The sequence below is a fragment of the Aeromicrobium wangtongii genome, from assembly GCF_024584515.1.
GTDB lineage: Bacteria > Actinomycetota > Actinomycetes > Propionibacteriales > Nocardioidaceae > Aeromicrobium > Aeromicrobium wangtongii.
Genome location: NZ_CP102173.1, coordinates 1,322,098 through 1,347,412, shown reverse-complemented (window position 1 = coordinate 1,347,412; position 25,315 = coordinate 1,322,098). Strand labels below are relative to the sequence as shown.

Sequence of the window (25,315 nt, the reverse complement as noted above, 5' to 3'; positions counted from 1 at the left end):
ATGCCCGCGTCGGGCGCTGCGACCCCGTGGCGCCCCGGCCCCTGGGGATCACACACAGCGGTCCGGAGTACCGTGCCTACGTGACATCGCACCCGACGCCCGATCTGGGCAACCTCAGCGAAGACATCCTGGACCGCCTCCCGGAGCACTCCGAAGACATCGCGCTGGCCCGCATGGTCGGGGACTCGTGGGTCGACGTGACGCTCGGTGAGTTCCACCGCGACATCATCGCCGTGGCCAAGGGCCTGATCGGCGCGGGCGTGGCAGCGGGCGACCGCGTGGCCCTGCTGTCGAAGACGCGCTACGAGTGGACCGTCGTGGACTACGCGATCTGGTGGACCGGCGCCGTCACGGTGCCGATCTACGAGACGTCCTCCGCCTCCCAGATCTCCTGGATCCTGTCCGACTCCGGGGCCGTGGCCGCGGTCGTGGAGAACGAAGGACACCTCGGCCGCGTCGAGGAAGCACGAGGCGACGCACCCGATCTCGGTCAGGTGTGGACGATCGACACCGGCGGCCTGGACGTGCTGCGCGCACTCGGGACCGACGTCACCGACGAGGAGCTGGAGAAGCGCCGCTCGGCCCTGACCAGCGACACCCTGGCGACCCTGATCTACACCTCGGGCACCACCGGACGCCCCAAGGGCTGCCAGCTGACCCACGGCAACTTCCGGTACGAGCTGAACGCCTGTCTGACCGAGCTGCCGGAGATGTTCGTGCCGGGCGCCTCCACCCTGCTGTTCCTCCCGCTGGCCCACGTGTTCGCCCGCATCATCGAGGTCGGCGCGATCCGGTCGGGGTCCAAGCTCGGCCACACCGCCGACGTCAAGGACCTGGTCACCCACCTGGGCACCTACCAGCCGACCTTCGTGCTGGGCGTCCCCCGGGTGTTCGAGAAGGTCTTCAACACCGCCAGCGGCAAGGCCTACGCCGACGGCAAGGGCAAGATCTTCGATCGGGCCGCAAAGACCGCGATCAGCTACAGCCGGGCGCTCGACGGCGGCAAGCCCGGCGTCCTCCTGCGGGCGCGTCACGCCCTGTTCGACAAGCTCGTCTACGGCAAGCTGCGCGACGCGCTGGGCGGTCGCACCGAGTTCGCGATCTCCGGTGGAGCGCCGCTGGGTGAGCGCCTGGCCCACTTCTACCGGGGCATCGGCGTCACGATCATCGAGGGCTACGGCCTGACCGAGACCACCGCCGCACTGTGCGCCAACCGTCCCAGCGACATGCGGCTCGGCACGGTCGGCAAGCCGTTCGCCGGCACCGAGGTCCGCGTCGCCGAGGACGGCGAGCTCAGCTTCCGCGGGCCGCAGGTGTTCCACGGCTACTGGAAGAACCCGGAGGCCACGGCGGAGGTGCTCGACGCCGACGGCTGGTTCGCGACCGGCGATCTCGGCGAGATCGACGAGGACGGCTACATCCGCATCACGGGCCGCAAGAAGGAGATCATCGTGACCGCGGGCGGCAAGAACGTCGCTCCTGCGGTCCTGGAGGATCGGGTCCGCGCCCACGCACTGGTGAGCCAGTGCCTCGTGGTCGGTGACGGCAAGCCCTTCATCGCCGCGCTGATCACCATCGACGCCGAGACCTGGACCGGCAGCCTGGACGACCCCGAGCTCCTGGCCGAGGTGCAGAAGTCGATCGACGAGGCGAACACCCAGGTGTCCAAGGCCGAGTCGATCCGCAAGTTCAAGATCCTGCCCGAGGACTGGACCGAGGAGAACGGCTACCTGACGCCGTCGTTCAAGGTCAAGCGCAGCGCCGTCCTGCGCGACTTTCACGACGTCGTCGAGGCGCTCTTCGTCAGGTAGTCCCGCCACCGCGCCGTCAGCTCGTCGGCGGTGAGCCCGAACGTCGACTGCAGCGCGCGGTCGACCGGCTCACCGCCGACGACCTGCTGGTAGAACGCGACGAGATCGCTGTCGGGGTGGTCCCGCGCCAACAGGCGGAAGATCATCCAGGTCGACTCGTACAGCGCGCCGAGGCCGTGCCCGGTGGAGGAGAAGTCCGCATCGGCGGGCAGACCCTCGGGCACCCGCCCGGCGCGCACGTCGGCCAGGGCCTGCCCGGCGCTCACCGACAGCGGCGCGGTGTCGTCACGCAGGGCCACGAAGTCGGCGAATCCCTCCACGACCCAGTTGGCACCGGTGGTGCCGACGGCGGTCGTCAGCGCATGGGTCGCCTCATGGGTCAGGACGACCTGGGCGGCGCGACGGTCCATCGTGGCGAAGACCGTCGGGTTCAGGACCACCACCGGCTGACCCGCGGCCGGGTCCCCGTCGAGCCCGGTCGTGATGGCAGCGATCTGGGCCACTGCATCGCTCTCCTGCCCCACGATCGCGGCCATCTGCGCACGCGTACGCGGTGAGATGATCGTGAGTCGTCCGTCCACACCGGGCAGGACCCGTTCGACCGCAGCCCGTGCGGTCGTCGCCATGTCCTCGAGCGGCAGGGAGCCACCGCCGTCGACGCGCACGACGGTGCGTCCGGCGCCATCGTCCACCGCGACGTCGCCGATCAGCCAGATCGGCACCTGGCCGGCGACCTGCGCGGCTCCGACCACCGACAAGGTGCCGTCGGCCTCGGGACGGACCCGTAGCTCGACCGTCGAGCGGTACGTCGCCGCCGGGTCCAGCCCCGATCCCGGGGACGGTTGCCACGACACCTCGGCGCTCGCCGCGGCCGATCCGTCGGCCCGGTCCGCCACCTCTCCCCCGCTGACGTAGCGGAAGGTCGCTCCCGGCATCGCGACCGACTGCATCGCGCGCCACGTGCGCTTGGCGAAGGCCTGCGCTGCCGGCAGGTCACCGGCCGCTGCGACGAACGCGTCCTGCGAGGACGCCCGGGACATCTCGCGCAGCTGCGCGGTCAGCCGTGACCGGGCATCGGCCGGCAGCGACACCGCACCGGCGCCGGGGTCGGGCTCACCCACCCAGGGCCGCTGCCACAGCAGGATCGCGCCGGCCAGGACAGCCAGAACCAGGGCCGCCGCCACATTGGGCGACGGCCGTAGTCGGCGCTCAGCCAACCCGAGCCGCGCGGGTGAACCCGCTCAGGCTGGTGATCTCCACGGTCTTGCCGGGCCGCGGGGCGTGCACGACGCGGCCGTTGCCGAGGTAGAGACCGTCGTGCGACATGTCGCCGTACGCGACGATGTCGCCCGGCTGCAGCTGGTCCATCGGCACGGCGCGGCCGGCGGCGATCTGCGGCCCGACCACGCGCGGGATGGAGACCCCTGCCGCGGCCCACGACTTCATGACCAGTCCCGAGCAGTCCCAGCCGTTGGGGCCCGTGCCGCCGTAGACGTACGGATCGCCGATCTGGGACATCGCGAAGGCCAGCGCGGCCTTCGCGCGTCCACCGGCCTTGGGATCGACGTCGACATCGGTCACGTCGGTGTTGCTCTGGTTGAACTTGGCCTGCTCGGCGGCGTCGAGGCGCGCGAGCTCGGCCTTGGCCGCCTCGTACTTCTTGCGGACCTCGGCCCGCTTGGCGCCGGCCTCCTTGGTGGCCTCGGCCAGGTCCTGCTTGCGGTCCTTCAGCTGGGCGCGACGGTTGCGCAGCTCCTTGCTGGTCTCGCCGAACTGCGCCAGCGCGTCGGCGCGGGTGTTGTTGAGGGCGCGGACGGCGCCGAGCCCGGCCAGGAACTGGTCCGGGTTCTCACTGGTGAGCAGATTCGCCGTCGGCCCCAGGGGGGCATCGAGCTGCTGCTGGACGATGGCGCCGCTCAGCTCGGCCTTCTGCGCCGAGTACGTGGTCATCACCCGCTTGATGTCGGACGAGATGTCGTCGATCTCGGCCTGGGTCTGCTTGACCTGCACACCCAGCTGGTTGACCTGCTCGTTGACCGCCTCGACCTTGTTGAAGGCCGCCTCGACGTCCTTGACCGTGATCTTGGGCTCGGCCTGGGCGGCCGGGAGGGCCATCAGACCGGCAGCCAGCACGAGGCTCGCAGCGATCGCCGGGACACGTGGCATCCGCACGTAGTTCTCCTACATCCTCGACGTCTACCGGGTGAGCTGACGGGTTCGGGCCGTGGATTGCCCTACGGACTGGACGGTCCCAACTGCAGACCGACGAGCCCGATTCACCCCACTTACGTGGTTCCCCGGTTCACCCCAGACATCTTCCCCATGGCTGCGGTGACTCGACGGTGCGCTCGACACCGCCTGGACGGCGGCGTTCACCGAACGCACAAGGAGTCACTGTAGGTGCAGCGAGGGGTCAGTTCAAACAGTGGGAGCCTCAGCCGGCCTGTGTCTCGGGACCGGCGACCGGGGTCACCAGGCGCAGCGGTGGCGTCAGGCCCGCATCGGACAGCACGCCGAGCGCGGCCATCTCCTCGGCGTCGATCTGGATGCCGGCCGGCGGTGCGCCGAGCAGGAACGTCACGACGCAGTCGCCGCAGGCGCTGGGCCCGCGGACGAGACAGCGATCGCAATCGACGACCACCGAGTCGGTGGGATGGGTGTCGTGCTCGTTCATGGTCATGCACCTCCTGTGCCGGGTGGGCCCGGTCGTCCGGGCACGTCGACGACACTAGGAGCGGCGTCGGACAAAAAGCCCCGTGAGCCCGTGCCCGGCCGGACTGTCGGCGGCCCCACCTAATCTGTGCGGCGTGGAAGCAGTGCAGGGATCATTCGATGAGCTGGGCCGTCAGCTGGCCGATGTCACGTTCTGTGTCGTCGACCTGGAGACGACGGGAGGTTCGGCCGCCAAGGGCTCGAAGATCACCGAGATCGGGGCGGTCAAGGTCCGTGGCGGCGAGGTGTTGGGCGAGTTCCAGTCCCTGGTCAACCCCGATGAGCTGATCCCGGCGTTCATCACCGTGCTGACCGGCATCACCGACCAGATGGTCGTGCACGCCCCCCGGATCGCCGAGGTGCTGCCGAGCTTCCTGGAGTTCGCCCGCGGGACGGTGCTGGTCGCGCACAACGCCCCGTTTGACGTGGGCTTCCTCAAGCACGACGCCCGGATCCTCGGGATCCCGTGGCCGGGCTTCGAGACGCTCGACACCGCGGTCCTGGCCCGCCGGGTCCTGAGCCGCGAGGAGGTGCCCAACTGCAAGCTGTCGACGCTGGCCGCGGCGTTCAGCGCCACCACGACCCCCAATCACCGCGCCCTGTCCGACGCGCGCGCGACCGTCGACGTCCTGCACGCGCTGTTCGAGCGGCTCGGCCCGCTGGGCGTGACGACGCTGGAGGAGGTGTCGACGTACACCTCCAAGGTCAAGCCGGAGCAGCGCAAGAAGCGTCACCTCGCCGACCACCTGCCCGAGGCGCCCGGCGTCTACCTCTTTCGCGACGCCCGCGACTCCATCCTGTACGTCGGCACGTCCCGAAACCTGCGCGTGCGCGCCCGCTCGTACTTCACCAAGGCCGAGACCCGCACCCGCATGGGTGAGATGGTCATGCTCGCGCAACGCATCGACGCGGTCGTCTGCGCCACGGCCCTGGAGGCCCAGGTCCGCGAGCTGCGCCTCATCGGCAAGCACCGCCCGCCGTACAACCGGCGTTCGAAGTTCCCCGACCGACTCACCTGGCTCAAGCTGACCCGAGAGCCGTGGCCGCGTCTGTCGATCGTCCGCACGATCCTGGACGACGACGCCGACTACATCGGTCCGTTCCGTGGCCGCCCCGCGGCCGAGGCAGCCCTGACGGCGCTGCACGACTCGTTCCGCATCCGCCAGTGCACCCCACGTCTGGCGCTCAGGTCACGCAAGTCGCCCTGTGCCCTGGCCGAGATGGGGCACTGCCTGTCGCCGTGCGACGGATCGGCCGACGCCGGCGAGTACGCCGCCGAGGTCGAGCGGGTGCGCCGGGCCATGATCGCCGATCCGGCCGACCTGGTGACGTCGATCCGCCAGCACATGGTCGACCTGGCCCGGTCCGAGCGCTTCGAGGACGCCGCCGTGTGGCGTGACCGGCTGACCTCCTTCCTGCGGGCGGTCGTGCGGACGCAGCGCCTGCGTGAGCTGACGTCCGTCGACGAGCTGGTCGCCGCCGCGCCACGTCCCGGCGGCGGCTGGGAGGTCCACGTCATCCGCTACGGGCGCCTGGCCGCGGCGGGCGTCCTGCCGCGCGGCGTCCACCCGACGGCGTGGGTCGATGAGCTGGTGGCCTCGGCCGAGACCGTGGTCGGCGGCTTCGGCCCCATCCCCGCGGCGACCGCCGAGGAGACCGAGACGCTGCTGCGCTGGCTCGGCTCCCCCGGGCTGCGGATGGTCCGCGGCTCGTGGCACGTCCCGCTGGAGAGCGCCGCCCGGCACCTGACCCCGTTCGAGGACGCCAGCTCGACGTGGCAGGAGCTTCAACGTCCCGGATAGGCGCCACGGGTGGGTACGCTCAAGACATGATCACCGCCATCGTCTTCATCCAGGCCGAGGTCGCGCAGCTCTCCGAGATCGCCGAGCGGATCGCCGACATCGACGGCGTCAGTGAGGTCTACTCGGTCACCGGCGAGCTCGACCTGGTGGCCATGGTGCGCGTCCGCGACATCGACGACGTGTCCTCGGTCGTCGCCGACCAGCTCAACAAGGTCGACGGCGTCCTGTCGACGCAGACCCAGATCGCGTACCGCGCCTACAGCCAGCACGATCTCGAGGACGCCTTCAGCATCGGCCTGTAGCCGCCACGCGTTGCCGCTGGCCCTGACGTTTTGACTGACCCGTCCGGCGTGTCGCGGTAGAAACGTCAGGGCCAGCGTCAGCCCGCGAGCTCTCGCGTCGCCTCGGCCCACTTGGCCAGGGTCGCAGCGGCCGCTCCCGAGTCGATCGACGTGCGCGCACGCTCGACGCCGGCGGCGAGGCGGTCGCGCAGCGATCCGCCCTCGGCAGCGTGCGCCGCGATCGCGGCACCCGCGTTGAGCAGCACCGCGTCCCGTACCGGGGAGACCTCCCCGGCCACGATCCGGCGGAAGACATCGGCATTGAACGCCGGATCGGCCCCGACCAGGCTCGCCGGCGGCGCCAGCTCGAAGCCCAGCACGGTCGGGTCGAGGACGCTGTGCGTCACCGTCCCCTCCGACACCTCCCACACCTGGGTCGTCGTGGTGATCGTTATCTCATCGAGGCCGTCGTCACCGCGGAACACGAAGGCATCGTGGCCGCGACCGGCCAGCACCTGGGCCATGAGCGGTGCCATGCGGACGTCCGCACAGCCGATGGCCGAGGCGGCCGGCTGCGCAGGATTGGTCAGCGGGCCGAGGAAGTTGAACGGGGTCGCGATGCCGAGCTCGCGGCGAGGCACCGCGGTGTGGCGGAAGGAGGGGTGGAACAGCGGTGCGAAGCAGAACGTGATGCCGCTGCGGGCGAACACGTCGGGGATGCGGGCGGCCGGCACGTCCAGACGGATGCCCAGCACCTCGAAGACGTCCGCGGTGCCGCTCGCGCTGGACGCCGCGCGGTTGCCGTGCTTGACGACGCCCACACCGCTGCCGGCCGCGACCACGGCAGACATCGAGGAGATGTTGACGGTCCGGGACCGGTCGCCGCCGGTGCCGACGATGTCGACGAAGCGTCCGGGGATGTCGAGGCGGTTGGCCCGCGCGAGCATCGCGTCGGCGAGGCCGCGCAGCTCCTCGGCGGTCTCGCCCTTGGAGCGCAGCGCAACGGCGAAGCCGGCGATCTGGGAGTCGGTGGCGGAGCCGGCCAGGATCTGGTCCATGGCCCACACCGTCGTCGGGGCATCGAGGTCGTGACCGGCCACGAGCGTCGTCAGGACGTCGGGCCACGTCTGTGGTGTCACCGGGCGCTCAGCCGGGCTGCAGGACGCCGCGGGCGAGCTCGATGACGGCCTCGGCCAGTCGGATCGGCTCGATGGGATGCGAGACGGCCGCCTCGGCACGCGACCAGGTGGCCAGCCACGCGTCCTGCGGTCGCCCGGTCAGCACCAGGACGGGAGGAGCCTCGTAGATCTCGTCCTTGATCTGCCGGGCGATGCCCAGGCCGCCGGCGGGGGCCGCCTCGCCGTCCAGGATCACCAGGTCGATGCCGCGCGCATCGAGTCGCTGGAAGACGACCGGCTCGGTCGCGCACTCCACGTACTCGAAGGCAGGAAGATCGGGGTGGGGACGAGCGCCGAGCGCTGTCATGACGGCAGCACGGACCTCACGATCGTCGCTGTAGACCAGGACCCGTAGGGGCTTGTGCTCGCTCACAAGGCGATCGTACATAATGAAGCCGTGACGACTACTTCCGTGATTCCCGCATCCCGCCTCCACGGCCAAGAAGGCCGTCCTTCGATGGTGACGGTGGGAACCATCGTCTGGCTGTCCAGCGAGCTGATGTTCTTCGCCGCGCTCTTCGCGGCGTACTTCACCATTCGCAACATCTCGCCCAACCTGTGGGCGCAGGAGACCGCGAAGCTGGACGTCCCGTTCGCCGTCACGACCACCACGATCCTCGTGCTGTCGTCGCTGACCTGCCAGTTCGGCGTGTTCGCCGCCGAGCGCGGCAAGCCCGGACGCAGCGGCAAGCTGTACCAGGTGGGCCAGTGGGGCATGCGTGAGTGGTTCGTCCTGACCTACATCATGGGATCGATCTTCATCGCGGGCCAGGCCACCGAGTACGCGACCCTGGTCACCGAGCACGTCACGATCGCCAGCTCTCCCTACGGCAGCCTGTTCTACCTGGCCACCGGCTTCCACGGCCTGCACGTCATCGGCGGCCTGCTCGCCTTCCTGCTCGTGATCGGCCGCACCTTCGCGGCGCGCAAGTTCACGCACGAGCAGGCCATCTCCGCCATCGTCGTCTCGTACTACTGGCACTTCGTGGACATCGTGTGGGTCGGGCTGTTCGCCACGATCTACCTCATCCAGTAAGTCTCGGTCCACCCAATTCTTTCGGCGTACCTGAAGGTACGCTCACACCACTTCCAGGAATGAGGTCCTCGGTGCGGAAATTGTCCACCAGACGCCGGCATCCACTCGCCGGACTCGTCGTGCTGCTGCTGGGACTCGTCGTCGCCGGCGGGTTGTACACGGCGTTCGCGCCGAAGCCGGCAACGGCCCAAGAGGCCACGGCCAATGACGTCGAAGCCGGTCGCAAGCTGTTCTTGATCGGCTGCGCGAGCTGCCACGGCAAGAACGCCACCGGCATCGAGACGCAAAAGGGCGGCAACTACGGTCCGTCCCTGGTCGGTGTCGGCGCTGCCGCCGTCGACTTCCAGGTCGGTACCGGTCGCATGCCCATGAAGCGCACTGCTCCGCAGGCTCCTGCCAAGGCGCCCGAGTACGACGCCGAGGAGACCCGCCAGCTCGCGGCGTACGTCGCATCGCTGGCCCCCGGGCCGGCCATCCCCGGCAGCGACTACACCGATCTCGACAAGGCGACCACCGCTGACATCCGTGAGGGTGGCGAGCTGTTCCGCGCCAACTGCACGGCGTGCCACAACTCCGTCGGCGCCGGCGGCGCCATGCCCGACGGCAAGTACGCCCCGTCGCTGAAGGGTGTCTCGGCCAAGCACATCGCCGAGGCCATGATCACCGGCCCGCAGCAGATGCCCGTGTTCTCCGACGACGTCATCACGCCCGAGGACAAGCGCAACATCATCGCGTACGTCAAGAAGGTCCAGGACCAGCCCAACTACGGCGGTATCGGCGGCGGCGGTCTCGGCCCGGTCGTCGACGGACTGTTCACCTGGGTCATCGGCATCGGTGGCCTGGTCATCGCAGCGATCTGGATCGGTGCGCACGGAGCGAGAGTGAAGAAGAAGGCATGAGCGACGATCTGCAACCGATCCCTGACGCAGAGCCGATCAGGGACCCGGGCCTTCCCGAGCACCTCTACCGTCCGCAGGACGTCGACGAGGCCGAGGCCACGCGCACGGCACGTCAGATCTCCGCGATGTTCATCGTCGCGGGCCTGCTGTTCCTCGGCTTCTGCGTCGCATACTTCGCGATCGACATCGACGCGACGTTCCTGGGCTGGTCGGCCCAGAACTTCGCCTTCGGCGTGACGCTGGGCGGCGGCATGCTGCTCATCGGCGTCGGCATCATCCAGTGGGCCAAGAAGCTCATGGGCGATCACGAGATGATCGAGATGCGGCACCCGGCAGCGTCCTCCGAGCAGGACCGCGTCGCGGTCATGAAGGACCTGAACGCCGGCATCGAGGAGTCCGGCTTCGGCCGGCGCCCGATGATCCGCAACAGCCTGCTCGGCGCGATGGGCCTGCTGGGCCTGCCCGCGATCGTCCTGCTGCGCGATCTCGGTCCCCTTCCGCACGGCCAGAGCCACACGGTCTGGAAGAAGGGCATGCGCCTGGTCAACGACGTCACCGGCACTCCGCTCAAGCCGGCCGACATCCAGGTCGGACAGCTCATCAACGGCGAGCCCGCCGTGGTGTACGAGACCAACGCCGACGGCGACCCCGTCCTGCACGGCTCCGAGCTGCTGGCGGTCAAGGCCAAGGCCGCGATCATCGTCGTGCGCATGCGCCCCGAGGACGTCACGCCCGACAAGGGCAAGGAGAACTGGGGCGTCGACGGCATCTTGTGCTACTCCAAGATCTGCACGCACGTGGGTTGCCCGATCAGCCTGTGGGAGCAGCAGACGCACCACCTGCTGTGCCCGTGCCACCAGTCGACCTACGACCTGGGTGACAACGGCAAGGTCATCTTCGGCCCCGCCCACCGGCCGCTCCCCCAGCTGCCGCTCGGCCTGGACGACGAGGGCTACCTGATCGCGATGAGCGACTTCCCCGAAATCGTCGGTCCCAGCTACCCCGAGCTCGCGCGTGACCAGAAGAAGTTGGATGATAAGGCATGAGCACGACTGAGCAGGAGTACACACCGATCCAGGAAACTGGCGTCGGGAAGAAGGCCGCCGGTCCCGTCGGCTGGCTCGACGACCGGCTCGGTCTGGCCGGTGTCGCCAAGAAGAACCTGCGCAAGGTCTTCCCCGAGCACTGGTCGTTCATGCTCGGCGAGATCGCGCTGTGGAGCTTTGTCGTCCTGCTGGTGACCGGCGTCTTCCTGACGTTCTGGTTCCAGCCCAGCATGGCCGAGGTCGAGTACCACGGCTCCTACCTGCCGTTCAACGGTCTGGAGATGTCGCAGGCGTACAAGTCGACGCTGGACATCTCGTTCGACATCCGCGGTGGCCTGCTGATCCGCCAGATCCACCACTGGGCCGCGGCCCTGTTCGTCGCCTCGATGATGGTGCACATGCTGCGCGTGTTCTTCACGGGCGCGTACCGCAAGCCGCGTGAGATCAACTGGCTCATCGGCGTCGGCCTGCTGTCGCTCGGCATGGTCGAGGGATTCGCGGGCTACTCGCTGCCCGATGACCTGCTGTCCGGCACCGGACTTCGCTTCGTCGACGGACTCATCCGCTCGATCCCCCTGGTCGGCTCGTACCTCGAGTTCTTCATCTTCGGTGGCGAGTTCCCCGGTGACGAGATCATCCCGCGCCTCTACATGGCGCACATCCTGCTGATCCCGGCGCTGCTGCTCGGCCTCATCGGTGCCCACATGCTGCTGCTCGTCTACCACAAGCACACGCAGTGGCCTGGACCCGGACGTACCGAGAACAACGTCGTCGGCTACCCGATGCTCCCCGTGTACGCGGCCAAGGCCGGCGGATTCTTCTTCGTCGTCTTCGGCTTCACGGCGCTGATGGGTGCCCTGCTGCAGATCAACCCGGTGTGGGCGTACGGACCGTACAACCCGTCCGAGGTCACCGCCGGATCGCAGCCTGACTGGTACATGGGCTTCTCCGAGGGTGTCGTGCGGCTCATGCCCGGTCTCGAGAGCACCTTCTTGGGCTTCACCTGGAGCTGGAACGTCTTCATCCCGGGTGTCGGCGGTCTGACCCTGCTGTTCGTCTCGCTGGCCCTGTGGCCGTTCATCGAGCAGTGGATCACCGGCGACAAGCGCGAGCACCACCTGCTCGAGCGTCCCCGCAACGCCCCGGTCCGCACGGCGCTGGGCGTCGCGGCCATGACGGCCTACGGTGTCGGCTGGGCTGCCGGTGGCAACGACATCATCGCCACCCAGCTGCACATGGACATCTACGTGTTGACGGAGATCTTCCGGATCGCCTTCTTCGTGGCGCCGGTCATCGCGTTCATCGTGACCAAGCGCATCTGCATCGGTCTGCAGCGGGCGGACAACAACCGCCTCCTGCACGGCTACGAGACCGGCGTCATCGAGCGCTCGCCCGACGGCGGCTTCTCGGAGCGTCACGCTCCCCTGCCGATCGCCGAGCAGTACACACTCACCGCCCGTGACCGTGTCCCCGTGCTCGAGGCTCCGGCCGAGACCGACAAGAACGGCGTCGCCGCTCCGCACTCGCGCAAGGCGAAGCTGCGGGCCAGGCTCCGCGAGTTCTACTACCGCGACACGGTGGACAAGCCGTCGATCGAAGAGGTCCACCACGCCGAGGAGCACCTCGCAGAGCACGACGGTCACCCCGTCGAGCTCGGCGACGAGTTCCAGGGCGTGTCGGAGACGGGTATCCCCCGGGTCCACTGAGACCGCGCAAAGCCCCGTAGAAGCCCCCGTCAGCGTCGCTGACGGGGGCTTCTCATGTCCAGGGCCAACCACACCGCCCCGCACGCCCCGCAGCCCCTCCCCCGGCTCTGGGCCCCGTCTGTGGTGGCACGCGTCCCCCGACGTGCGGTGCTGCGACACCGCCCGGGCGCGTCACACCGGAAACGGGCACCCCGTCGTCCCCGTCGCACAGCAAGCTGGCGCATCACCCGGGTCACGACCGGGGTGATGCGCCAGCTCGGTGGGATCTCCTGGGAGACCGCCCTCAGATCAGTCGACGACGCCGTCGTCGGCGGGCTGATCGGCCGCGGCGGCCTGCAGCGCCGAACCCGCCGTCCAGGTCGTCCACGGGACGTTCCAGTCGGTCCAGCCGTTGCGGTCCTCGAGCGGACGCGGGCTGTCGACGTACTCCACGACGTCTCCGCGGCGCGACCGGTCGTACAGCCACTTGGCGTCGGTGGTGCTCATGCCGGTGCAGCCGTGGCTGACGTTCGCCCTGCCCTGCGAGCTGACCGACCACGGGGCGGCGTGCATGAACTCACCGGAGTTGGTCAGCCGCATCGCCCACTGGACGTCCTTCAGGTTGTAGTAGCCCGGGTCCTCGGAGTCGACGCCGGTGGTGGCCGCGTCCATGTCGACGGCGGCGAACTTCTCCATGATGACCTTGATGCCCTGGCGCGTGCGGTGGCTGTCGTCACCGGTCGTGACCGGGATCGTGCGCACCTTCTTGTCATCGACGGTGTACGTCAGCCGGTGCTTGCCGATGTCGACCGTGCTGACGACCTTCTGGCCCACCTCGAAGCTGACGTCCTGGTCCTGCTGGCCGTAGATGCCGCCGCCGGCGGGCAGGCTGTTGAGGTTCAGCCGCACGTTGACCTTGGTGCGGGCCGGCCAGTACTGCTCGGGACGGAAGTGGGCCTCACGGTCGCTGAACCACGTCCACGATCCGGTGACGCCGTTGTCGGTGCTCACCTTCATGTGCTTCTCGAACAGCGCGCGATTCTTGACCGGGAGATCGAAGGTCACGATGACTGGCATGCCGACACCGACGGTCTCGCCCTGCAGGGGGGCGACGGAGGGATAGGTCTGCTGGTCCAGGCTCAGGGCCTGGGTCGTGAACGCGCGGGTGACGGTCGCCTCCTTGCCGTCCTCCCCCACTCCGGTGACGGCGAGCTTGTACGCCGTGCCCGGCTCCAGGCGGCTGTCGGCGCGCCACCCGGTCTCGCTGATGCGTCCGTCGATCTGCGTCGAGCCGTCCGCGGTGGTCAGCTTGGCCGACGTCACGTTGCCGTCCTCGGCCAGCACGCGCACGAAGGTGCTCACCTTGACGTCCGACGCGCCGTCGCTGACGTTCGGCGTCAGGCTGATGGCGTTCTCGGACTGCGAAGGGTTGACCGCGTCCTTGGCGTCGTTGATCGAGCAGGACGACAGGGCGATCACGGCTGCGAACAGCAGCGCGAGGGGCATTCTGAGTTGCTTCACCACAACAGTTTACGGGCTGGCTGGTCGTCTCAAGCCCACATGAGGTCGCTCACGGCCTGCAATGCCAAGGGCGGCACCATCGTGATCGATGATGCCGCCCCAGGTGTTGTTGCTCAGTGAGCGTGGATGCCGCGGTAGTACTCGAAGACCCAGCCCCAGACGGTGATCGCCAGGATGCCTGCGCCGATGATGAACAGCCACCAGCCGAACACCGAGCCGAGCACGACGACGGACAGTGCGAGCGCCGCGAACAGCGGCCACCAGCTGTACGGGGGGAAGAAGCCCTGCTCACCGGCTCCCTCAGCGATCTCGCCATCGCTGCGGTCCTCGGGGCGGTCGGGGATCTGCTTGGCGACGACGCCGAGGTAGAACCCCAGCAGGACGCACAGCAGCATCGTCATGACCAGTGCGGTGGTACCGGTCGGGTCCTTGGTCAGGACCCAGTAGACGGGCGAGATCAGGGCGAAGAAGATCCCGACCGCGACGATTGTCCAAGTTTCGGCCTTCATGGATCAGCGACCGTCCTGTTCTTCATCGTGTGAGGTGCCCCGGGCGCGGCCTTCGGCCTGGCTGCCCTTGCCACTGACATCGGGGGCATCGGCGAAGACGGAGTCCTCACCGGGGTTGTCCGCCAGCTCGAGCGCAGCGATCTCCGGGTGGTGCAGATCGAAGGCAGGGCTCTCGGAGCGGATGCGCGGCAGCGACGTGAAGTTGTGACGCGGCGGAGGCGACGAGGTCGCCCACTCCAGCGAACGTCCCCAGCCCCACGGATCGTCAAGGCCCACGAGCGGCGCCTTGCGCGACTTCCAGACGTTGAAGAAGAACGGCAGCGTCGAGGCGCCCAGCAGGAAGGCACCCACCGAGGAGATCTCGTTCAGCGTGGTGAAGCCGTCGAACGGTCCGTAGTCGGCGTAGCGACGCGGCATGCCCTCCACACCCAGCCAGTGCTGCACGAGGAACGTCAGGTGGAAGCCGATGAACAGCAGCCAGAAGTGGATCTTGCCCAGCTTCTCGTCCAGCATCCGCCCGGTGAACTTGGGCCACCAGTAGTAGAAGCCGGCGAACATCGCGAACACGACGGTGCCGAAGACCACGTAGTGGAAGTGCGCGACCACGAAGTAGCTGTCGGACAGCTGGAAGTCCAGCGTCGGCGACGCCAGGATGACACCGGTCAGACCACCGAACAGGAAGGTCGTCAGGAAGCCGAGCGAGAAGATCAGCGGGGTGTCGAAGGACAGGGATCCGCCCCACAACGTGCCGATCCAGTTGAAGAACTTCACTCCGGTCGGCACCGCGATGAGGAACGTCATGAAGGAGAAGAACGCCAGGTCGACCGAGCCGGTCACGAACATGTGGTGGGCCCACACCGCCACCGACAGGGCGGCGATCATCAGGGTCGCGCCGACGAGTCCGACGTAGCCGAAGATCGGCTTGCGCGCGAACACCGGCAGGATCTCGGTCACGATGCCGAAGAACGGCAGCGCGATGATGTAGACCTCGGGGTGTCCGAAGAACCAGAACAGGTGCTGCCACAGGATCGGTCCGCCGTTGGCCGGATCGAAGACGTGGGCTCCGAGCATCCGGTCCGCTGCCAGGCTCAGCAGTGCTGCGCCGAAGATCGGGAAGGCGATGATCACGAGCATGCTGGTGACCAGCGTGTTCCACACGAAGATCGGCATGCGGAACATCGTCATGCCGGGCGCACGCATCGTGAAGATCGTGGTGATGAAGTTGACGGCGCCCAGGATCGTGCCCAGACCCGACATCCACAGGCCCATGACCCACAGGTCACCGCCCGCTCCCGGCGAGTTGACCGCATCGCTCAGGGGGGCGTACGCGAACCAACCGAAGCTCGCCGCACCACCGGGCACGAAGAAGCCCGAGACGACGATCGTGCTGCCGAACAGGTACAGCCAGTAGCTGAACATGTTCAGGCGCGGGAACGCCACGTCGGGCGCACCAATCTGCAGGGGCATGATCGCGTTGGCGAAGCCGAAGAACAGCGGCGTCGCGAACATCAGGAGCATGATCGTGCCGTGCATCGTGAACAGCTGGTTGTACGTCTCGTCGTCGACGATCTGCGTTCCCGGCTGCGCCAGCTCGGCGCGGATCAGCAGCGCGAGGATGCCGCCGATGATGAAGAAGGCGAACGACGTGATCAGGTACATGTTGCCGATGACCTTGTGATCAGTCGTCGTCAGCACCGTCACGACCTTCTGGCCGAGGGTACGTTCGCGCACCCCCGCCCTCAACGTGGTCGACGCATCGTCGAAAGTTGCGGTGGCCATCAGTCGCCAGCTCCGTCCTTGTAGTCGCCTGCGCCGCGCTGAACCTCGTCGACGCGGCCGGTCTTGTCCTTGCCCTCAAGACCTGCGATCCGATCGGCATCCGAGGCGCCCTGGGGGCGTCCGGTCTGGCCGGCCTTCTCGAGCTCAGCCAGGTGCGCGTCGTACTCGGCGCGGGTGACGACGTGGGCCTTGAAGATCATGCGTGAGTGGTACAGGCCGCACAGCTCTGCGCAGCGGCCCGTGAAGACGCCGGTACGTGTCGGCGTCATGTCGAAGCTGTTGACCTTGCCGGGCACGACGTCCAGCTTGAAGTAGAACTCCGGGATCCAGAAGGAGTGGATGACATCGGGCGACTTCAACGTGAAGCGGACCGACTCGTCCACCGGCAGCCACAGCTCGGCGGGCTGCGCCGGGGTGCCGACGTCGAAGACGTCCTCACCGTCGGTCGCGTCCTCGTCGATGTAGTTGAAAGCCCACTGCCACTGGCTGCCGATGACCTCGATCGAGTGATCGGGGTTGTCGACTCGCTCGAGAACATCGTTCTGCGAGGTGACGGTGTGGAAGAAGAACACCGCGACGACGATGACCGGGGCGAAGGTGTACAGCGCCTCGATCGGGAGGTTGTACCGGATCTGCGCCGGGATCTCGTCGTCGCTGCGGCGACGGTAACGGATCATCGAGTAGATGATCAGACCGAACACCACCAGGAAGATCACCAGCACGGCGATCCACGCACCGAGCCACAGCTCCCAGATGTACTGGGAGCGATCGCTCGCGCCGACCGGCAGCGCGAGACGCGCCAGATCCGAGTCGGCATCAGGAGAGCAGCCGCTCAAAACAACGGCGGCGAACAAGACAACCGCCAACTTCATCCGACCCACGGGGCGCCTTTCTGGACCATGATTGTCACGTGCTGACACGAAAGCACCTTACTTCAGGGGAACATGCTGGGAATGGTCAGGTGGCCCTGAAGCGCGCTCGCGCCCCCGGGCCTCCTGTCACGCGAGGGAAAGCGCTGCGTCGACCTCGGTGCGGGCCGAGTCGCCGTAGGCGGCCGCGAGGCGCTTGAGGAAGCCGTCGCGCTCCAGGACGTACTCCTGGGTGCCCGTGGTCTCCACGACGCTGGCCGCGATGGTGCAGCCGATCTGGGCAGAGCGCTCGAAGCCCAGGCCTGCCGCGATGCCGGCCAGGAAGCCGGCCCGGAAGCTGTCGCCGACGCCGGTCGGGTCGACCGCGACGACACCCTCGATGGCCTTGACCTCGATCGGGTCGCCGTCGGCGGGCAGCACGGTCGCGCCGTTCTTGCCGCGGGTGATGATCTGCGTCCCGACGTGCGCGCGCACGTGCTCGGCCGTCCAGCCGGTCTTCTGCTGGATGAGGGACGCCTCGTAGTCGTTGCTGAACAGGTAGGCGGCGCCGTCGATCAGGTCGCGGATGACGTCGCCGTCGGCCCAGGCGAGCTGCTGCGACGGATCGGCGGCGAACGGGATGCCGTTGTCGCGGCACGCGCGGGTGTGGCGCAGCATGCCGTCCGGGTCGTCGGGCCCGATGAGCACCAGGTCGTAGCCGGAGCCGACCGACAGCAGGTCGATGTCACGGGACTCGGACATCGCACCGGCGTAGAACGTCGCGAACTGTGCCAGCTCGGTGTCGGTGGTGCACACGAAGCGGGCCGTGTGGCGCGTCTCGGACACCAGGATGCCGCTCGTGTCGACGCCGGCGGCGTCGAGCCAGCCGCGGTACTCGGTCTCGAAGTCGCGCCCGACAGCTCCCACGAGCAGGGCACGGTGGCCCAGCTTGGCCAGCGCGAAGGCGATGTTCGCCCCGCAGCCGCCGCGTCGGACATCGAGGTCGTCGACGAGGAATGACAGCGAGATCTTGTCCAGCTGGTCGGGGACCAGCGAGTCGACGAACTTGCCAGGAAAGGTCATGAGGTGATCGGTGGCGATCGAACCGGTGATGGCGAGGTGCACCCCCACACAGTAGTCAACGCCCTCCCGCACGTGCGGGAGGGCGTTGAGTGACGTCCGCTTCAGGCGGGACGGGAGATCAGTGGAATGAGTCGCCGCAGGCGCACGAACCGGTCGCGGCCGGGTTGTCGATCGTGAAGCCCTGCTTCTCGATCGTGTCGACGAAGTCGATCGTCGCGCCACCCAGGTACGGCAGGCTCATCCGGTCGACGACGACGTTGACGCCGCCGAAGCCGAAGGTCTGGTCGCCGTCGAGCGAGCGCTCGTCGAAGAACAGCTGGTAGCGCAGTCCGGAGCAGCCGCCGGGCTGGACCGCGATGCGCAGTGCCAGGTCGTCGCGGCCTTCCTGGGCCAGCAGGCTGGCGACCTTCTCGGCAGCGCCGGCGCTGAGGCTGACGCCGGTGTTGGCGGTGTCGGTGGTCTGCTCGGTCTCGACTGTCATCTGAACTCCCGAAAGATCTGGTGCTGGACTCGTCACGAAGGACGCTCGTCAAGTAGCCAACGAGATCCCCAGCGATTCCATTCCATCGTACGCCGTCAACCCAGCGAGCGGGGCGACCATGTCCGTGCGACGCGCTCGGCCAGGTCGCTCAGGTGGGCGTACGGATCGCTCATGGATGCCTGCACGCCGACCCGGTCGGCGACCGCGTAGGCGGCCTCCACCCCCATCGCCCGCATCTCCCGCGAGCCGACGGACACCTGACCGGCCAGCACGATGCAGGGCCGCGCGGCGGACGCCGCGACCGTCGCGACCCCGTAGACGACCTTGCCGGCGCGCGAGGAGAAGTCGTACGTCCCCTCCCCCGTGATCACGAGGTCGTGCAGGGCCGCCTGGCTCGTGAGCCCCACGGCGTCGGCGACCAGCTCGATGCCCGAGATGACCCGGCCACCCAGCAGCATCAGCGCGAAGCCGAGCCCTCCGGCGGCCCCGGCGCCCTTGGTGTCGGCCACCCGTCGCTCCGCCGGCGTCTGGCCGCACGTCGCCACGACGAACCGGTCCAGCCATCCGTCGACCTCGATGATCTGGGTGTCGGTCAGGCCTTTTTGCGGACCGAACGTCCGGGTCGCGCCGAACATCCCCAGCAGCGGAACGTCGACATCGGCGGCGATCACCAGCTCGACGCCGGCCAGGGTCGACACGGCGCCGGACAGGTCGACCGAGGTGACGTCGCGCAGCGCGACGGGCCCGGCGTCCAGCCGGCCGTCCGCGGTCGCGCCCAGGGCCGCCAGCATCCCGGCCCCGGCGTCGTTGGTCGCACTGCCGCCCAGGCCCACGACGACCCGGCGCGCGCCGGTCCGGACGGCGGCCGCGACGGCCTGGCCGACGCCGTACGTCGTGGCAGCCAGCGGGTCGCGCCCGTCCACGTCCACGAGGTGCAGGCCGCAGGCCTGGGCGCTCTCGACATAGGCCGTGTCGTCGACGCGCAGGACCGTGACCGGCACCTGCGCACCGAGCGGGCCCCGCACGGTCACGACCGACAGCTCGCCGCCGGCCGCGGTGTGCAGCACGTCGACGAACCCCGGCCCCCCGTCGGCCATCGCGGCCGGCGTGAGCACGTCGTCGGGCGCGTGACGATGCCAGCCCTCGATGATGGCGCGGGACGCGTCGGGCGCGCTCAGCGTGCCGCCGAAGGCGTCGGGCGCCACGAGCACCCGCATGCCGCTAGGCGAGGTACTGCTCGGCAGCAGCGATCAGCACGCTCGTCGCGAGCACGTCGATCGCGGTGGCCAGGTCGTCCGGCGACGGGAACGACGGTGCGATCCGGATGTTGCGGTCGCGCGGGTCCTCCCCGTACGGGAACGCGGCTCCGGCCGGCGTCATCGCGACGCCCGCCTCGCGGGTCAGCTCGACGACCCGGCTCGCCGTGCCGTCCAGGACGTCCAGGCTCACGAAGTAGCCACCGGCCGGCTCGGTCCAGTCGGCGATGCCGTACTCGGCCAGCCGGTCGCGCAGGATCGTCACGACGGTCTCGAACTTCGGGGCGAGGATCGCGCGGTGGCGCTCCATCAGCGCGTGCACGCCCTCGGTGCTGCCCAGGTAGCGGGCGTGCCGCAGCTGGTTGACCTTGTCCGGGCCGATGGTCCGCTTGCCGAGGTGGCTCAGGTACCAGGCGATGTTGTCCGGCGAGCTGCCCAGGAAGGACACTCCCGCCCCGGCGAAGGTGATCTTGGACGTCGAGGCGAAGATCACCGGGCGGTTCGGGTGCCCCGAGGCGACGCACAGGCCCAGGATGTCGGGGGTCTTGGTCTGCTGGTCGGTCAGGTGGTGCACGGCGTAGGCGTTGTCCCAGAAGATCCGGAAGTCCGGCGCAGCCGTCTCCAGTGCCGCCAGCTCGGCCGCGACGGCCTCGCTGATGACCGCTCCGGTCGGGTTGCTGTAGGTGGGGACCAGCCACATGCCCTTGACGGCGGGATCCTTGACCGCCTCGCGCACGGCGTCCACATCGGGTCCGTCGGCGTTCATGGGGACGGTCACCATCTCGATGCCGTACTCCTCCAGCAGCGCGAAGTGGCGGTCGTAGCCGGGTGCCGGGCACACGAACTTGACCGACTCCTCCACGCCCCACGGCTGCTCGGAGTCGGGGACGCCGTGGAACAGCGCGAAGACCAGGTTGTCGTGCATCATCGCCAGGCTCGCGTTGTCGCCGGCCACGACCTGCGAGGTAGGCACCCGCATGATGGGCGCGAAGATCTCCCGCAGCTCCAGCAGACCGGTCAGGCCGCCGTAGTTGCGGGTGTCGGTGCCGGAGGCGTCCTTGAAGTCGGCGCCGGGCAGGCTCAGCAGCTCGTTGGACAGGTCGAGCTGCTCGGGCGACGGCTTGCCGCGCGTGAGGTCCAGCTTGAGACCACGCTCCTGGAGGGCGCGGTAGGCGGCCGTCTGCTCGTCGAACAGGGCCTGGATCTGGTCACGGGATAGATCGTCGAAGCTCACGTGACCAATCTATCGCCCGGACCTCAAGGCGTCCGGATCAGGCCAGACCGGGCGCGCCCCAGATCGCGAGCCATTTGCTCAGATCGGGCTCGACGGGCACGTCCTGCGCCACGACGCCCCGCACCTGCAGCTCCAGGGCGTTGTCACGCCGCTCCCCGGTGTCGGGCGCGAAGGGGTAGAACGTGCCGCGCTTGTACAGGTAGACCAGCCCGAACGGCTTGCCCTCCGGGGTCGAGAAGACCACGGTCGAGCACAGCAGCGCACTGCCGAAGCCGGCATCGGCCAGCGAGCTGTTGACGGCGTGCAGATCGGTCACCAGTCCCGACACGTCCGCATCGTTCCTCGTCACGGTGAGCCAGTGGAACCCGAAGCGGTCATCGCTGCGCGTGACGGTCGAGCCCGGCGAGGAGCTGATGATCTTCTCGGCATCGGCCATCACCTGGTCGTCGGCGCGGCCCTCCATGTCGCGGAAGCACACCGATCCGACGCCCGTCGGCGTGAAGCCCTCGGTCTGCAGCGAGATGACTGCCTGCGGCACCGAGAACAGGACGTCCAGGTCCGCCTGCGGCGGCTTGGAGCGTCCCAGGATCGAGTCGAGGAATCCCATCGCGCGCTCAGCCCTGCTCGGACAGCTCGGCGCTGACCCGGGCGAGCTGGTCGAGGCGCTGCTGGAGCGGCGGGTGGGTCGAGAACAAGGCGCCGACCGACTCACGGTTGATCGCAGGGGCGAAGAAGAAGGCGTTCATCGCCTGGTTCTCGCGCAGGTCCCGGTTGGGGATGCGGGCCATCTCACCGGAGATCTTCACCAGCGCCGACGAGAGCTTGGACGGGCGCCCGGTCAGGTAGGCGCCACTGCGGTCGGCGCTGAGCTCGCGGTACCGGGACAGCCCGCGGATCAGCACGAAGCTCACGGCGTAGACCAGCAGGCTGACCAGGAAGACCACGATGAACGCCGGGCCGCCGTTGTTGTTGTTGCGGTCCCTGCCTCCACTGAACATCCCGCCGAAGTACATCCCGTAGCGGGTGATGAAACCGGCCAGCAGGCCGAGCGAGGAGGCGACCGTCATGACGGTGACGTCGCGGTTGGCCACGTGCGACAGCTCGTGCGCGAGGACGCCCTCCAGCTCGTCGGCGTCGAGTCGCTGCATGATGCCGGTCGTGACGCACACCGCCGAGTGGTTCGGGGTGCGCCCGGTCGCGAAGGCGTTGGGCAGATCGGTCACGGCCACGGCCACCCGCGGCTTGGGCATGTCGGCCATCGCGCACAGCCGGTCGATCATGGCGTGCAGCTCGGGCGCCTGGTGCGGCTCGACGACCTGCGCCCGCATGGACTTCAGGGCCAGGGAGTCCGAGAAGTACCACTGTCCCCAGGCCAGGGCCAGGACGATCACGATGCCGACCGCGCCCAGCGGCGTCTGGTACAGGATCGCGGCGAACGCCAGGTAGAGGACACCCAGACCCAGGCTGACCCCTCCCATGCGCAGCGTCAGACCGCTGTCACCCCTGAACCGGCTTCGAGCCATCGTCGTCCTCCTGTGTCGTGAGCTGCTGGAGCTGGCGGTCGACCTCGGCGCTGTCCAGCGCCGCGTCGAACTGGCGGGCCAGGGCGTCGTCCGCCGATTCCCCCGACCGTCCGACCACCCCTTCGGTCACGAGCTCGTCGACCGCATCGGCCTTCGCCTCGAGCTCGCGGGTGCGCCGCTCGGCGGCCTCCATCGCCTGGCCGACGTCGCTGACGGTCGAGTTGATGCCGCTGGTCGCGCTGTTGATCTCCGCGCGGGCCGAGGCGGCGCTGTGGCGGGCGGCCAGGGTGTCCTTGCGGACGCGGAAGCTCTCGACGTCCTGCTCGATCTTCATGGCCGACAGCTGGAGCTTGTCCTCCTCGGCCTTGAGGTCGTCGCGGCGGACCCGCAGGTCGTCCGCGGTCTTCTCGAGCATGACCTTGCGGGTCAGCGCGGCGCGGGCATCCTCGTCGTTGCCCGCGGCGATCGAGGCGCGTGCCTGGTCGTCGAGGTTCGCGGCCTGCTGGGCGATCGTGGCCAGCTGCAGGTCGACCCGCTTGCGGCTCGTCGCGACATCCGCGACTCCCCGGCGCACCTGCTGCAGCAGTGCCGTCTGGGTGCGGTAGGTCTCGTCGAGACGGTCCTTGAGCGCGCCCGTGTCACCGCTCCCCGATTGACGGGAACCCCACAGCTTCGAGAGCCGATCGCGAATGCTCATGCCGTCAAGCCTACGGGTAGTGTGTGGCGCGTGGCAGACGAGACAGAAGCAGGCAAGGGACGGCCGACTCCCAGTCGCAAGGAGGCCGAAGCCGCTCGCAAGAAGCAGATGAAGACTCCGATGAGCCGCAAGGAGCGGGCCAAGCGCGATCGCGCGGCCCGCGAGGAGATCCGGCTGAAGCAGCGCGAGGCCCTCAAGACCGGCGACGAGCGCCACCTCCCCCTGCGCGAGCAGGGCCCGGTCCGCCGGTTCTGCCGCGACTACGTCGACCGCCGGCGCAACTTCGCCGAGTACCTGCTGCCGTTCCTGATCATCCTGCTGGTGCTGTTCGCGGTCGCCGGCAGCGTCAGCCCCACGGCCACCACGATCCTGACGGCCTTCGTCTACCCGTTCCTGATCCTGGGCACGATCCTCGACGAGTTCATCATGGTGCGCGGCCTCCGCAGGGAGCTCCGGGCCCGGTTCGGCGAGGACGCCATCAAGGGATCGACGACGTACGCGGTCCTGCGCAGCACCCAGCTGCGCCGATTCCGCCTTCCCAAGCCGCAGGTCGACCGCGGCCAGGAGCTCGGCACCAACTACCGCTGACCGCGGCGCCCCGTCACTCGGGGTGCAGCGACATCGGGCCGTAGACCTCGGCCTCGCCGTCGAACAGGCGCACCTGGTCGACGCCGTCCTCCAGCAGGTCGCCGAAGGCCTCGCCGACCCACGACTCGGCATCGCTGCGGCTCTCGAAGACCTCCGAACGGCCGATCACGTCGCCGGCGGAGCTCTCATAGGCCCAGGTCCAGGTCATCTCATGACTCCTTCGTCGACGGTTGCACGAACGGTGGCTTGGTCACCGTGAACGCCTCGGACCGGCCGCGGACGTCGACGATGACCGTGGCGCCATCCTCGACGGCGGGCTCGAGCAGCGCAAGCGCGATGCCCTGGCGCAGCGTCGGTGAGAAGGTGCCCGACGTGATCTCGCCGAGCCCGTCGCCGTCCTCGGTGCGCACCGCCATGCCGGGACGCGGGATGCCGCGGCCCTGGGCGAGCAGCCCGCGCACGGTGCGGACGGTCTTGGCTGCACGCTGCGCCTCCAGGGCCTCCTTGCCCCAGAAGGTGGGCTTGTTCCAGCCCACGGCCCACCCGGCACGGGCCATGACGGGGCTGATCTCGGCCGACAGCTCGTGGCCGTGCAGCGGATATCCCATCTCGGTGCGCAGGGTGTCACGCGCACCGAGGCCACAGGCCCGGATGCCGAACGGCTCGCCCGCAGCCACGACGGCGTCCCACACCTCGACGGCTGCGCCGGCGGGCACGACGAGCTCGTAGCCGCGCTCCCCTGTGTACCCGGTGCGGCACACCGTGATGTCCGCGCCCGCGATGGTGGCATCGGCGAAGGACATGTACTCGTGGTCGACCGGCAGGCCGAGGGCCTGCAGGACCTCGTCGCTGGACGGGCCCTGGATCGCGAGGATCGCGTAGTCACGGTGCTGGTCGGTGACCTCGATGCCCGGAGGCGCTGCGGCCTTCAGGCGGGCGACCACCGCCGCGGTGTTGGCCGCGTTCGGGATGAGGAACACCTCGAAGTCGCTGCGCAGGTAGGCGATGAGGTCGTCGACCGTCCCGCCGTCCTCGTCGCAGCACAACGTGTACTGCGCCTTGCCGACCTCGATGCGCGACAGGTCGTTGGTGAGGCACGCGTTGACGAAGTCGGCGGCCCCCGTCCCGCGCACCAGGGCCTTGCCGAGGTGGCTGACGTCGAACAGGCCGACGCCCTCACGGACGGCCTTGTGCTCGGCGAGCACCCCTCCCCCGGCGTACTCCAGCGGCATGTCCCAGCCGCCGAACTCAGCGAGCTTGGCGCCGAGCGCAACGTGTCGGTCGTGCAGCGGCGAGTGAAGCAGATCCATGCCGCCCAACCTAGGGGACGGTCGCACGCTCCGACA

Annotated in this window: 26 protein-coding genes and 1 riboswitch; of the genes, 8 read left to right on the top strand and 18 right to left on the bottom strand. The window is 68.8% G+C overall.

All coding sequences use genetic code 11. The features are described from left to right. The first annotated feature begins 80 nt into the window (after positions 1 to 80). Complete coding sequence (locus NQV15_RS06810; RefSeq protein ID WP_232399058.1) at positions 81 to 1,811, top strand: AMP-dependent synthetase/ligase; 1,731 nt, start codon at positions 81 to 83, stop codon at positions 1,809 to 1,811. On the opposite strand, the gene NQV15_RS06805 is transcribed toward NQV15_RS06810, so the two are convergent. The 3 genes from NQV15_RS06805 to NQV15_RS06795 form a co-directional block, all read right to left on the bottom strand. Next, positions 1,778 to 2,995: a hypothetical protein gene (locus NQV15_RS06805; protein ID WP_232399057.1), complete on the bottom strand. Its 1,218-nt coding sequence runs from the start codon at positions 2,993 to 2,995 to the stop codon at positions 1,778 to 1,780. The two genes, NQV15_RS06810 and NQV15_RS06805, sit on opposite strands and share 34 nt — an antisense overlap. A gap of 25 nt (positions 2,996 to 3,020) precedes the next feature. Further along, positions 3,021 to 3,977, bottom strand: coding sequence for a C40 family peptidase (locus tag NQV15_RS06800; RefSeq protein WP_232399798.1), 957 nt, complete (start codon positions 3,975 to 3,977; stop codon positions 3,021 to 3,023). Positions 3,978 to 3,997: 20 nt separating this feature from the next. Next, positions 3,998 to 4,153, bottom strand: a riboswitch (cyclic di-AMP (ydaO/yuaA leader). 92 nt (positions 4,154 to 4,245) lie between these two features. After that, on the bottom strand, positions 4,246 to 4,491 hold the full coding sequence (locus NQV15_RS06795; protein ID WP_232399056.1) for a hypothetical protein: 246 nt from the start codon (positions 4,489 to 4,491) through the stop codon (positions 4,246 to 4,248). A 127-nt stretch (positions 4,492 to 4,618) separates the two neighbouring features. Here NQV15_RS06795 and NQV15_RS06790 point away from each other — a divergent pair, with 127 nt between their 5' ends. Continuing rightward, positions 4,619 to 6,325: a DEDD exonuclease domain-containing protein gene (locus tag NQV15_RS06790; RefSeq protein ID WP_232399055.1), complete on the top strand. Its 1,707-nt coding sequence runs from the start codon at positions 4,619 to 4,621 to the stop codon at positions 6,323 to 6,325. Positions 6,326 to 6,351: 26 nt separating this feature from the next. Further along, positions 6,352 to 6,627, top strand: a complete 276-nt coding sequence (locus NQV15_RS06785; protein WP_232399053.1) for an Lrp/AsnC family transcriptional regulator — start codon at positions 6,352 to 6,354, stop codon at positions 6,625 to 6,627. A gap of 77 nt (positions 6,628 to 6,704) precedes the next feature. Here the strand turns inward: NQV15_RS06785 and trpD are convergent, their stop codons facing one another. Next, entirely contained in the window at positions 6,705 to 7,745 is a 1,041-nt protein-coding gene (gene trpD, locus NQV15_RS06780) for an anthranilate phosphoribosyltransferase (RefSeq protein ID WP_232399051.1), read from the bottom strand. A 7-nt stretch (positions 7,746 to 7,752) separates the two neighbouring features. Then, positions 7,753 to 8,157: an Rv3143 family two-component system response regulator gene (locus tag NQV15_RS06775; RefSeq protein WP_232399049.1), complete on the bottom strand. Its 405-nt coding sequence runs from the start codon at positions 8,155 to 8,157 to the stop codon at positions 7,753 to 7,755. On the opposite strand from NQV15_RS06775, the gene ctaE reads away from it, so the two are divergent. The 4 genes from ctaE (at position 8,146) to qcrB (ending at position 12,471) form a co-directional block, all read left to right on the top strand. Further along, positions 8,146 to 8,820, top strand: a complete 675-nt coding sequence (gene ctaE / locus NQV15_RS06770) for an aa3-type cytochrome oxidase subunit III (protein WP_439647522.1) — start codon at positions 8,146 to 8,148, stop codon at positions 8,818 to 8,820. The two genes, NQV15_RS06775 and ctaE, sit on opposite strands and share 12 nt — an antisense overlap. A gap of 71 nt (positions 8,821 to 8,891) precedes the next feature. Next, a complete protein-coding gene (gene qcrC, locus NQV15_RS06765; protein WP_232399047.1) occupies positions 8,892 to 9,719 on the top strand; it encodes a cytochrome bc1 complex diheme cytochrome c subunit in 828 nt (275 codons plus the stop codon). Further along, on the top strand, positions 9,716 to 10,765 hold the full coding sequence (gene qcrA / locus NQV15_RS06760; protein ID WP_232399046.1) for a cytochrome bc1 complex Rieske iron-sulfur subunit: 1,050 nt from the start codon (positions 9,716 to 9,718) through the stop codon (positions 10,763 to 10,765). Before qcrC ends, qcrA begins: the two co-directional genes overlap by 4 nt. Then, positions 10,762 to 12,471, top strand: a complete 1,710-nt coding sequence (gene qcrB, locus NQV15_RS06755) for a cytochrome bc1 complex cytochrome b subunit (protein ID WP_232399045.1) — start codon at positions 10,762 to 10,764, stop codon at positions 12,469 to 12,471. The genes qcrA and qcrB overlap by 4 nt, the downstream gene beginning before the upstream one ends. Positions 12,472 to 12,759: 288 nt before the next feature. On the opposite strand, the gene NQV15_RS06750 is transcribed toward qcrB, so the two are convergent. From NQV15_RS06750 to NQV15_RS06700, 11 genes are all read right to left on the bottom strand, one after another. Next, positions 12,760 to 13,971, bottom strand: a complete 1,212-nt coding sequence (locus NQV15_RS06750; RefSeq protein WP_232399043.1) for a L,D-transpeptidase — start codon at positions 13,969 to 13,971, stop codon at positions 12,760 to 12,762. 113 nt (positions 13,972 to 14,084) lie between these two features. After that, a complete protein-coding gene (locus NQV15_RS06745; protein ID WP_232399041.1) occupies positions 14,085 to 14,480 on the bottom strand; it encodes a cytochrome c oxidase subunit 4 in 396 nt (131 codons plus the stop codon). Positions 14,481 to 14,483: 3 nt separating this feature from the next. Then, positions 14,484 to 16,259 carry an aa3-type cytochrome oxidase subunit I gene (gene ctaD, locus NQV15_RS06740; RefSeq protein WP_232399040.1) on the bottom strand — a complete coding sequence of 592 codons (1,776 nt, stop codon included), beginning with the start codon at positions 16,257 to 16,259 and terminating at the stop codon, positions 14,484 to 14,486. Further along, entirely contained in the window at positions 16,259 to 17,131 is an 873-nt protein-coding gene (ctaC, locus tag NQV15_RS06735; protein WP_232399038.1) for an aa3-type cytochrome oxidase subunit II, read from the bottom strand. Before ctaC ends, ctaD begins: the two co-directional genes overlap by 1 nt. 126 nt (positions 17,132 to 17,257) lie before the next feature. Continuing rightward, positions 17,258 to 18,232: a carbohydrate kinase family protein gene (locus NQV15_RS06730; RefSeq protein ID WP_232399036.1), complete on the bottom strand. Its 975-nt coding sequence runs from the start codon at positions 18,230 to 18,232 to the stop codon at positions 17,258 to 17,260. 76 nt (positions 18,233 to 18,308) lie between these two features. Then, positions 18,309 to 18,671, bottom strand: coding sequence for a HesB/IscA family protein (locus NQV15_RS06725; RefSeq protein WP_232399035.1), 363 nt, complete (start codon positions 18,669 to 18,671; stop codon positions 18,309 to 18,311). A 95-nt stretch (positions 18,672 to 18,766) separates the two neighbouring features. Then, positions 18,767 to 19,888, bottom strand: a complete 1,122-nt coding sequence (locus NQV15_RS06720; RefSeq protein ID WP_232399034.1) for a glycerate kinase family protein — start codon at positions 19,886 to 19,888, stop codon at positions 18,767 to 18,769. Between the two features lie 4 nt (positions 19,889 to 19,892). After that, positions 19,893 to 21,161, bottom strand: coding sequence for an aminotransferase class I/II-fold pyridoxal phosphate-dependent enzyme (locus tag NQV15_RS06715; RefSeq protein WP_232399032.1), 1,269 nt, complete (start codon positions 21,159 to 21,161; stop codon positions 19,893 to 19,895). A gap of 37 nt (positions 21,162 to 21,198) precedes the next feature. Further along, positions 21,199 to 21,768, bottom strand: coding sequence for a PspA-associated protein PspAB (pspAB, locus tag NQV15_RS06710; RefSeq protein WP_232399029.1), 570 nt, complete (start codon positions 21,766 to 21,768; stop codon positions 21,199 to 21,201). 7 nt (positions 21,769 to 21,775) lie between these two features. Continuing rightward, complete coding sequence (htpX, locus tag NQV15_RS06705) at positions 21,776 to 22,684, bottom strand: zinc metalloprotease HtpX (protein ID WP_232399027.1); 909 nt, start codon at positions 22,682 to 22,684, stop codon at positions 21,776 to 21,778. Next, positions 22,659 to 23,381 (bottom strand): PspA/IM30 family protein, encoded by a 723-nt coding sequence (locus tag NQV15_RS06700; RefSeq protein WP_232399025.1) that lies wholly within the window; start codon positions 23,379 to 23,381, stop codon positions 22,659 to 22,661. Before NQV15_RS06700 ends, htpX begins: the two co-directional genes overlap by 26 nt. Before the next feature lie 30 nt (positions 23,382 to 23,411). Here NQV15_RS06700 and NQV15_RS06695 point away from each other — a divergent pair, with 30 nt between their 5' ends. Further along, a complete protein-coding gene (locus tag NQV15_RS06695; protein ID WP_232399023.1) occupies positions 23,412 to 23,969 on the top strand; it encodes a DUF3043 domain-containing protein in 558 nt (185 codons plus the stop codon). Positions 23,970 to 23,982: 13 nt separating this feature from the next. Here the strand turns inward: NQV15_RS06695 and NQV15_RS06690 are convergent, their stop codons facing one another. Both NQV15_RS06690 and gcvT read right to left on the bottom strand, forming a co-directional pair. Next, complete coding sequence (locus NQV15_RS06690; RefSeq protein ID WP_232399021.1) at positions 23,983 to 24,177, bottom strand: hypothetical protein; 195 nt, start codon at positions 24,175 to 24,177, stop codon at positions 23,983 to 23,985. A gap of 1 nt (position 24,178) precedes the next feature. Then, a complete protein-coding gene (gcvT, locus tag NQV15_RS06685; RefSeq protein WP_232399019.1) occupies positions 24,179 to 25,279 on the bottom strand; it encodes a glycine cleavage system aminomethyltransferase GcvT in 1,101 nt (366 codons plus the stop codon). Between the last annotated feature and the right edge of the window lie 36 nt (positions 25,280 to 25,315).

Excerpts from the sequence above, each read along its gene's own strand:
- NQV15_RS06800 (WP_232399798.1), bottom strand. The coding sequence starts at position 3,977 with ATGCCACGTGTCCCGGCGATCGCTGCGAGCCTCGTGCTGGCTGCCGGT.
- NQV15_RS06795 (WP_232399056.1), bottom strand. The coding sequence starts at position 4,491 with ATGACCATGAACGAGCACGACACCCATCCCACCGACTCGGTGGTCGTC.
- NQV15_RS06785 (WP_232399053.1), top strand. The coding sequence starts at position 6,352 with ATGATCACCGCCATCGTCTTCATCCAGGCCGAGGTCGCGCAGCTCTCC.
- qcrA (WP_232399046.1), top strand. The coding sequence starts at position 9,716 with ATGAGCGACGATCTGCAACCGATCCCTGACGCAGAGCCGATCAGGGAC.
- qcrB (WP_232399045.1), top strand. The coding sequence starts at position 10,762 with ATGAGCACGACTGAGCAGGAGTACACACCGATCCAGGAAACTGGCGTC.
- NQV15_RS06745 (WP_232399041.1), bottom strand. The coding sequence starts at position 14,480 with ATGAAGGCCGAAACTTGGACAATCGTCGCGGTCGGGATCTTCTTCGCC.
- ctaD (WP_232399040.1), bottom strand. The coding sequence starts at position 16,259 with ATGGCCACCGCAACTTTCGACGATGCGTCGACCACGTTGAGGGCGGGG.
- ctaC (WP_232399038.1), bottom strand. The coding sequence starts at position 17,131 with ATGAAGTTGGCGGTTGTCTTGTTCGCCGCCGTTGTTTTGAGCGGCTGC.
- NQV15_RS06725 (WP_232399035.1), bottom strand. The coding sequence starts at position 18,671 with ATGACAGTCGAGACCGAGCAGACCACCGACACCGCCAACACCGGCGTC.
- NQV15_RS06720 (WP_232399034.1), bottom strand. The coding sequence starts at position 19,888 with ATGCGGGTGCTCGTGGCGCCCGACGCCTTCGGCGGCACGCTGAGCGCG.
- pspAB (WP_232399029.1), bottom strand. The coding sequence starts at position 21,768 with ATGGGATTCCTCGACTCGATCCTGGGACGCTCCAAGCCGCCGCAGGCG.
- htpX (WP_232399027.1), bottom strand. The coding sequence starts at position 22,684 with ATGGCTCGAAGCCGGTTCAGGGGTGACAGCGGTCTGACGCTGCGCATG.
- NQV15_RS06700 (WP_232399025.1), bottom strand. The coding sequence starts at position 23,381 with ATGAGCATTCGCGATCGGCTCTCGAAGCTGTGGGGTTCCCGTCAATCG.
- NQV15_RS06690 (WP_232399021.1), bottom strand. The coding sequence starts at position 24,177 with ATGACCTGGACCTGGGCCTATGAGAGCTCCGCCGGCGACGTGATCGGC.
- gcvT (WP_232399019.1), bottom strand. The coding sequence starts at position 25,279 with ATGGATCTGCTTCACTCGCCGCTGCACGACCGACACGTTGCGCTCGGC.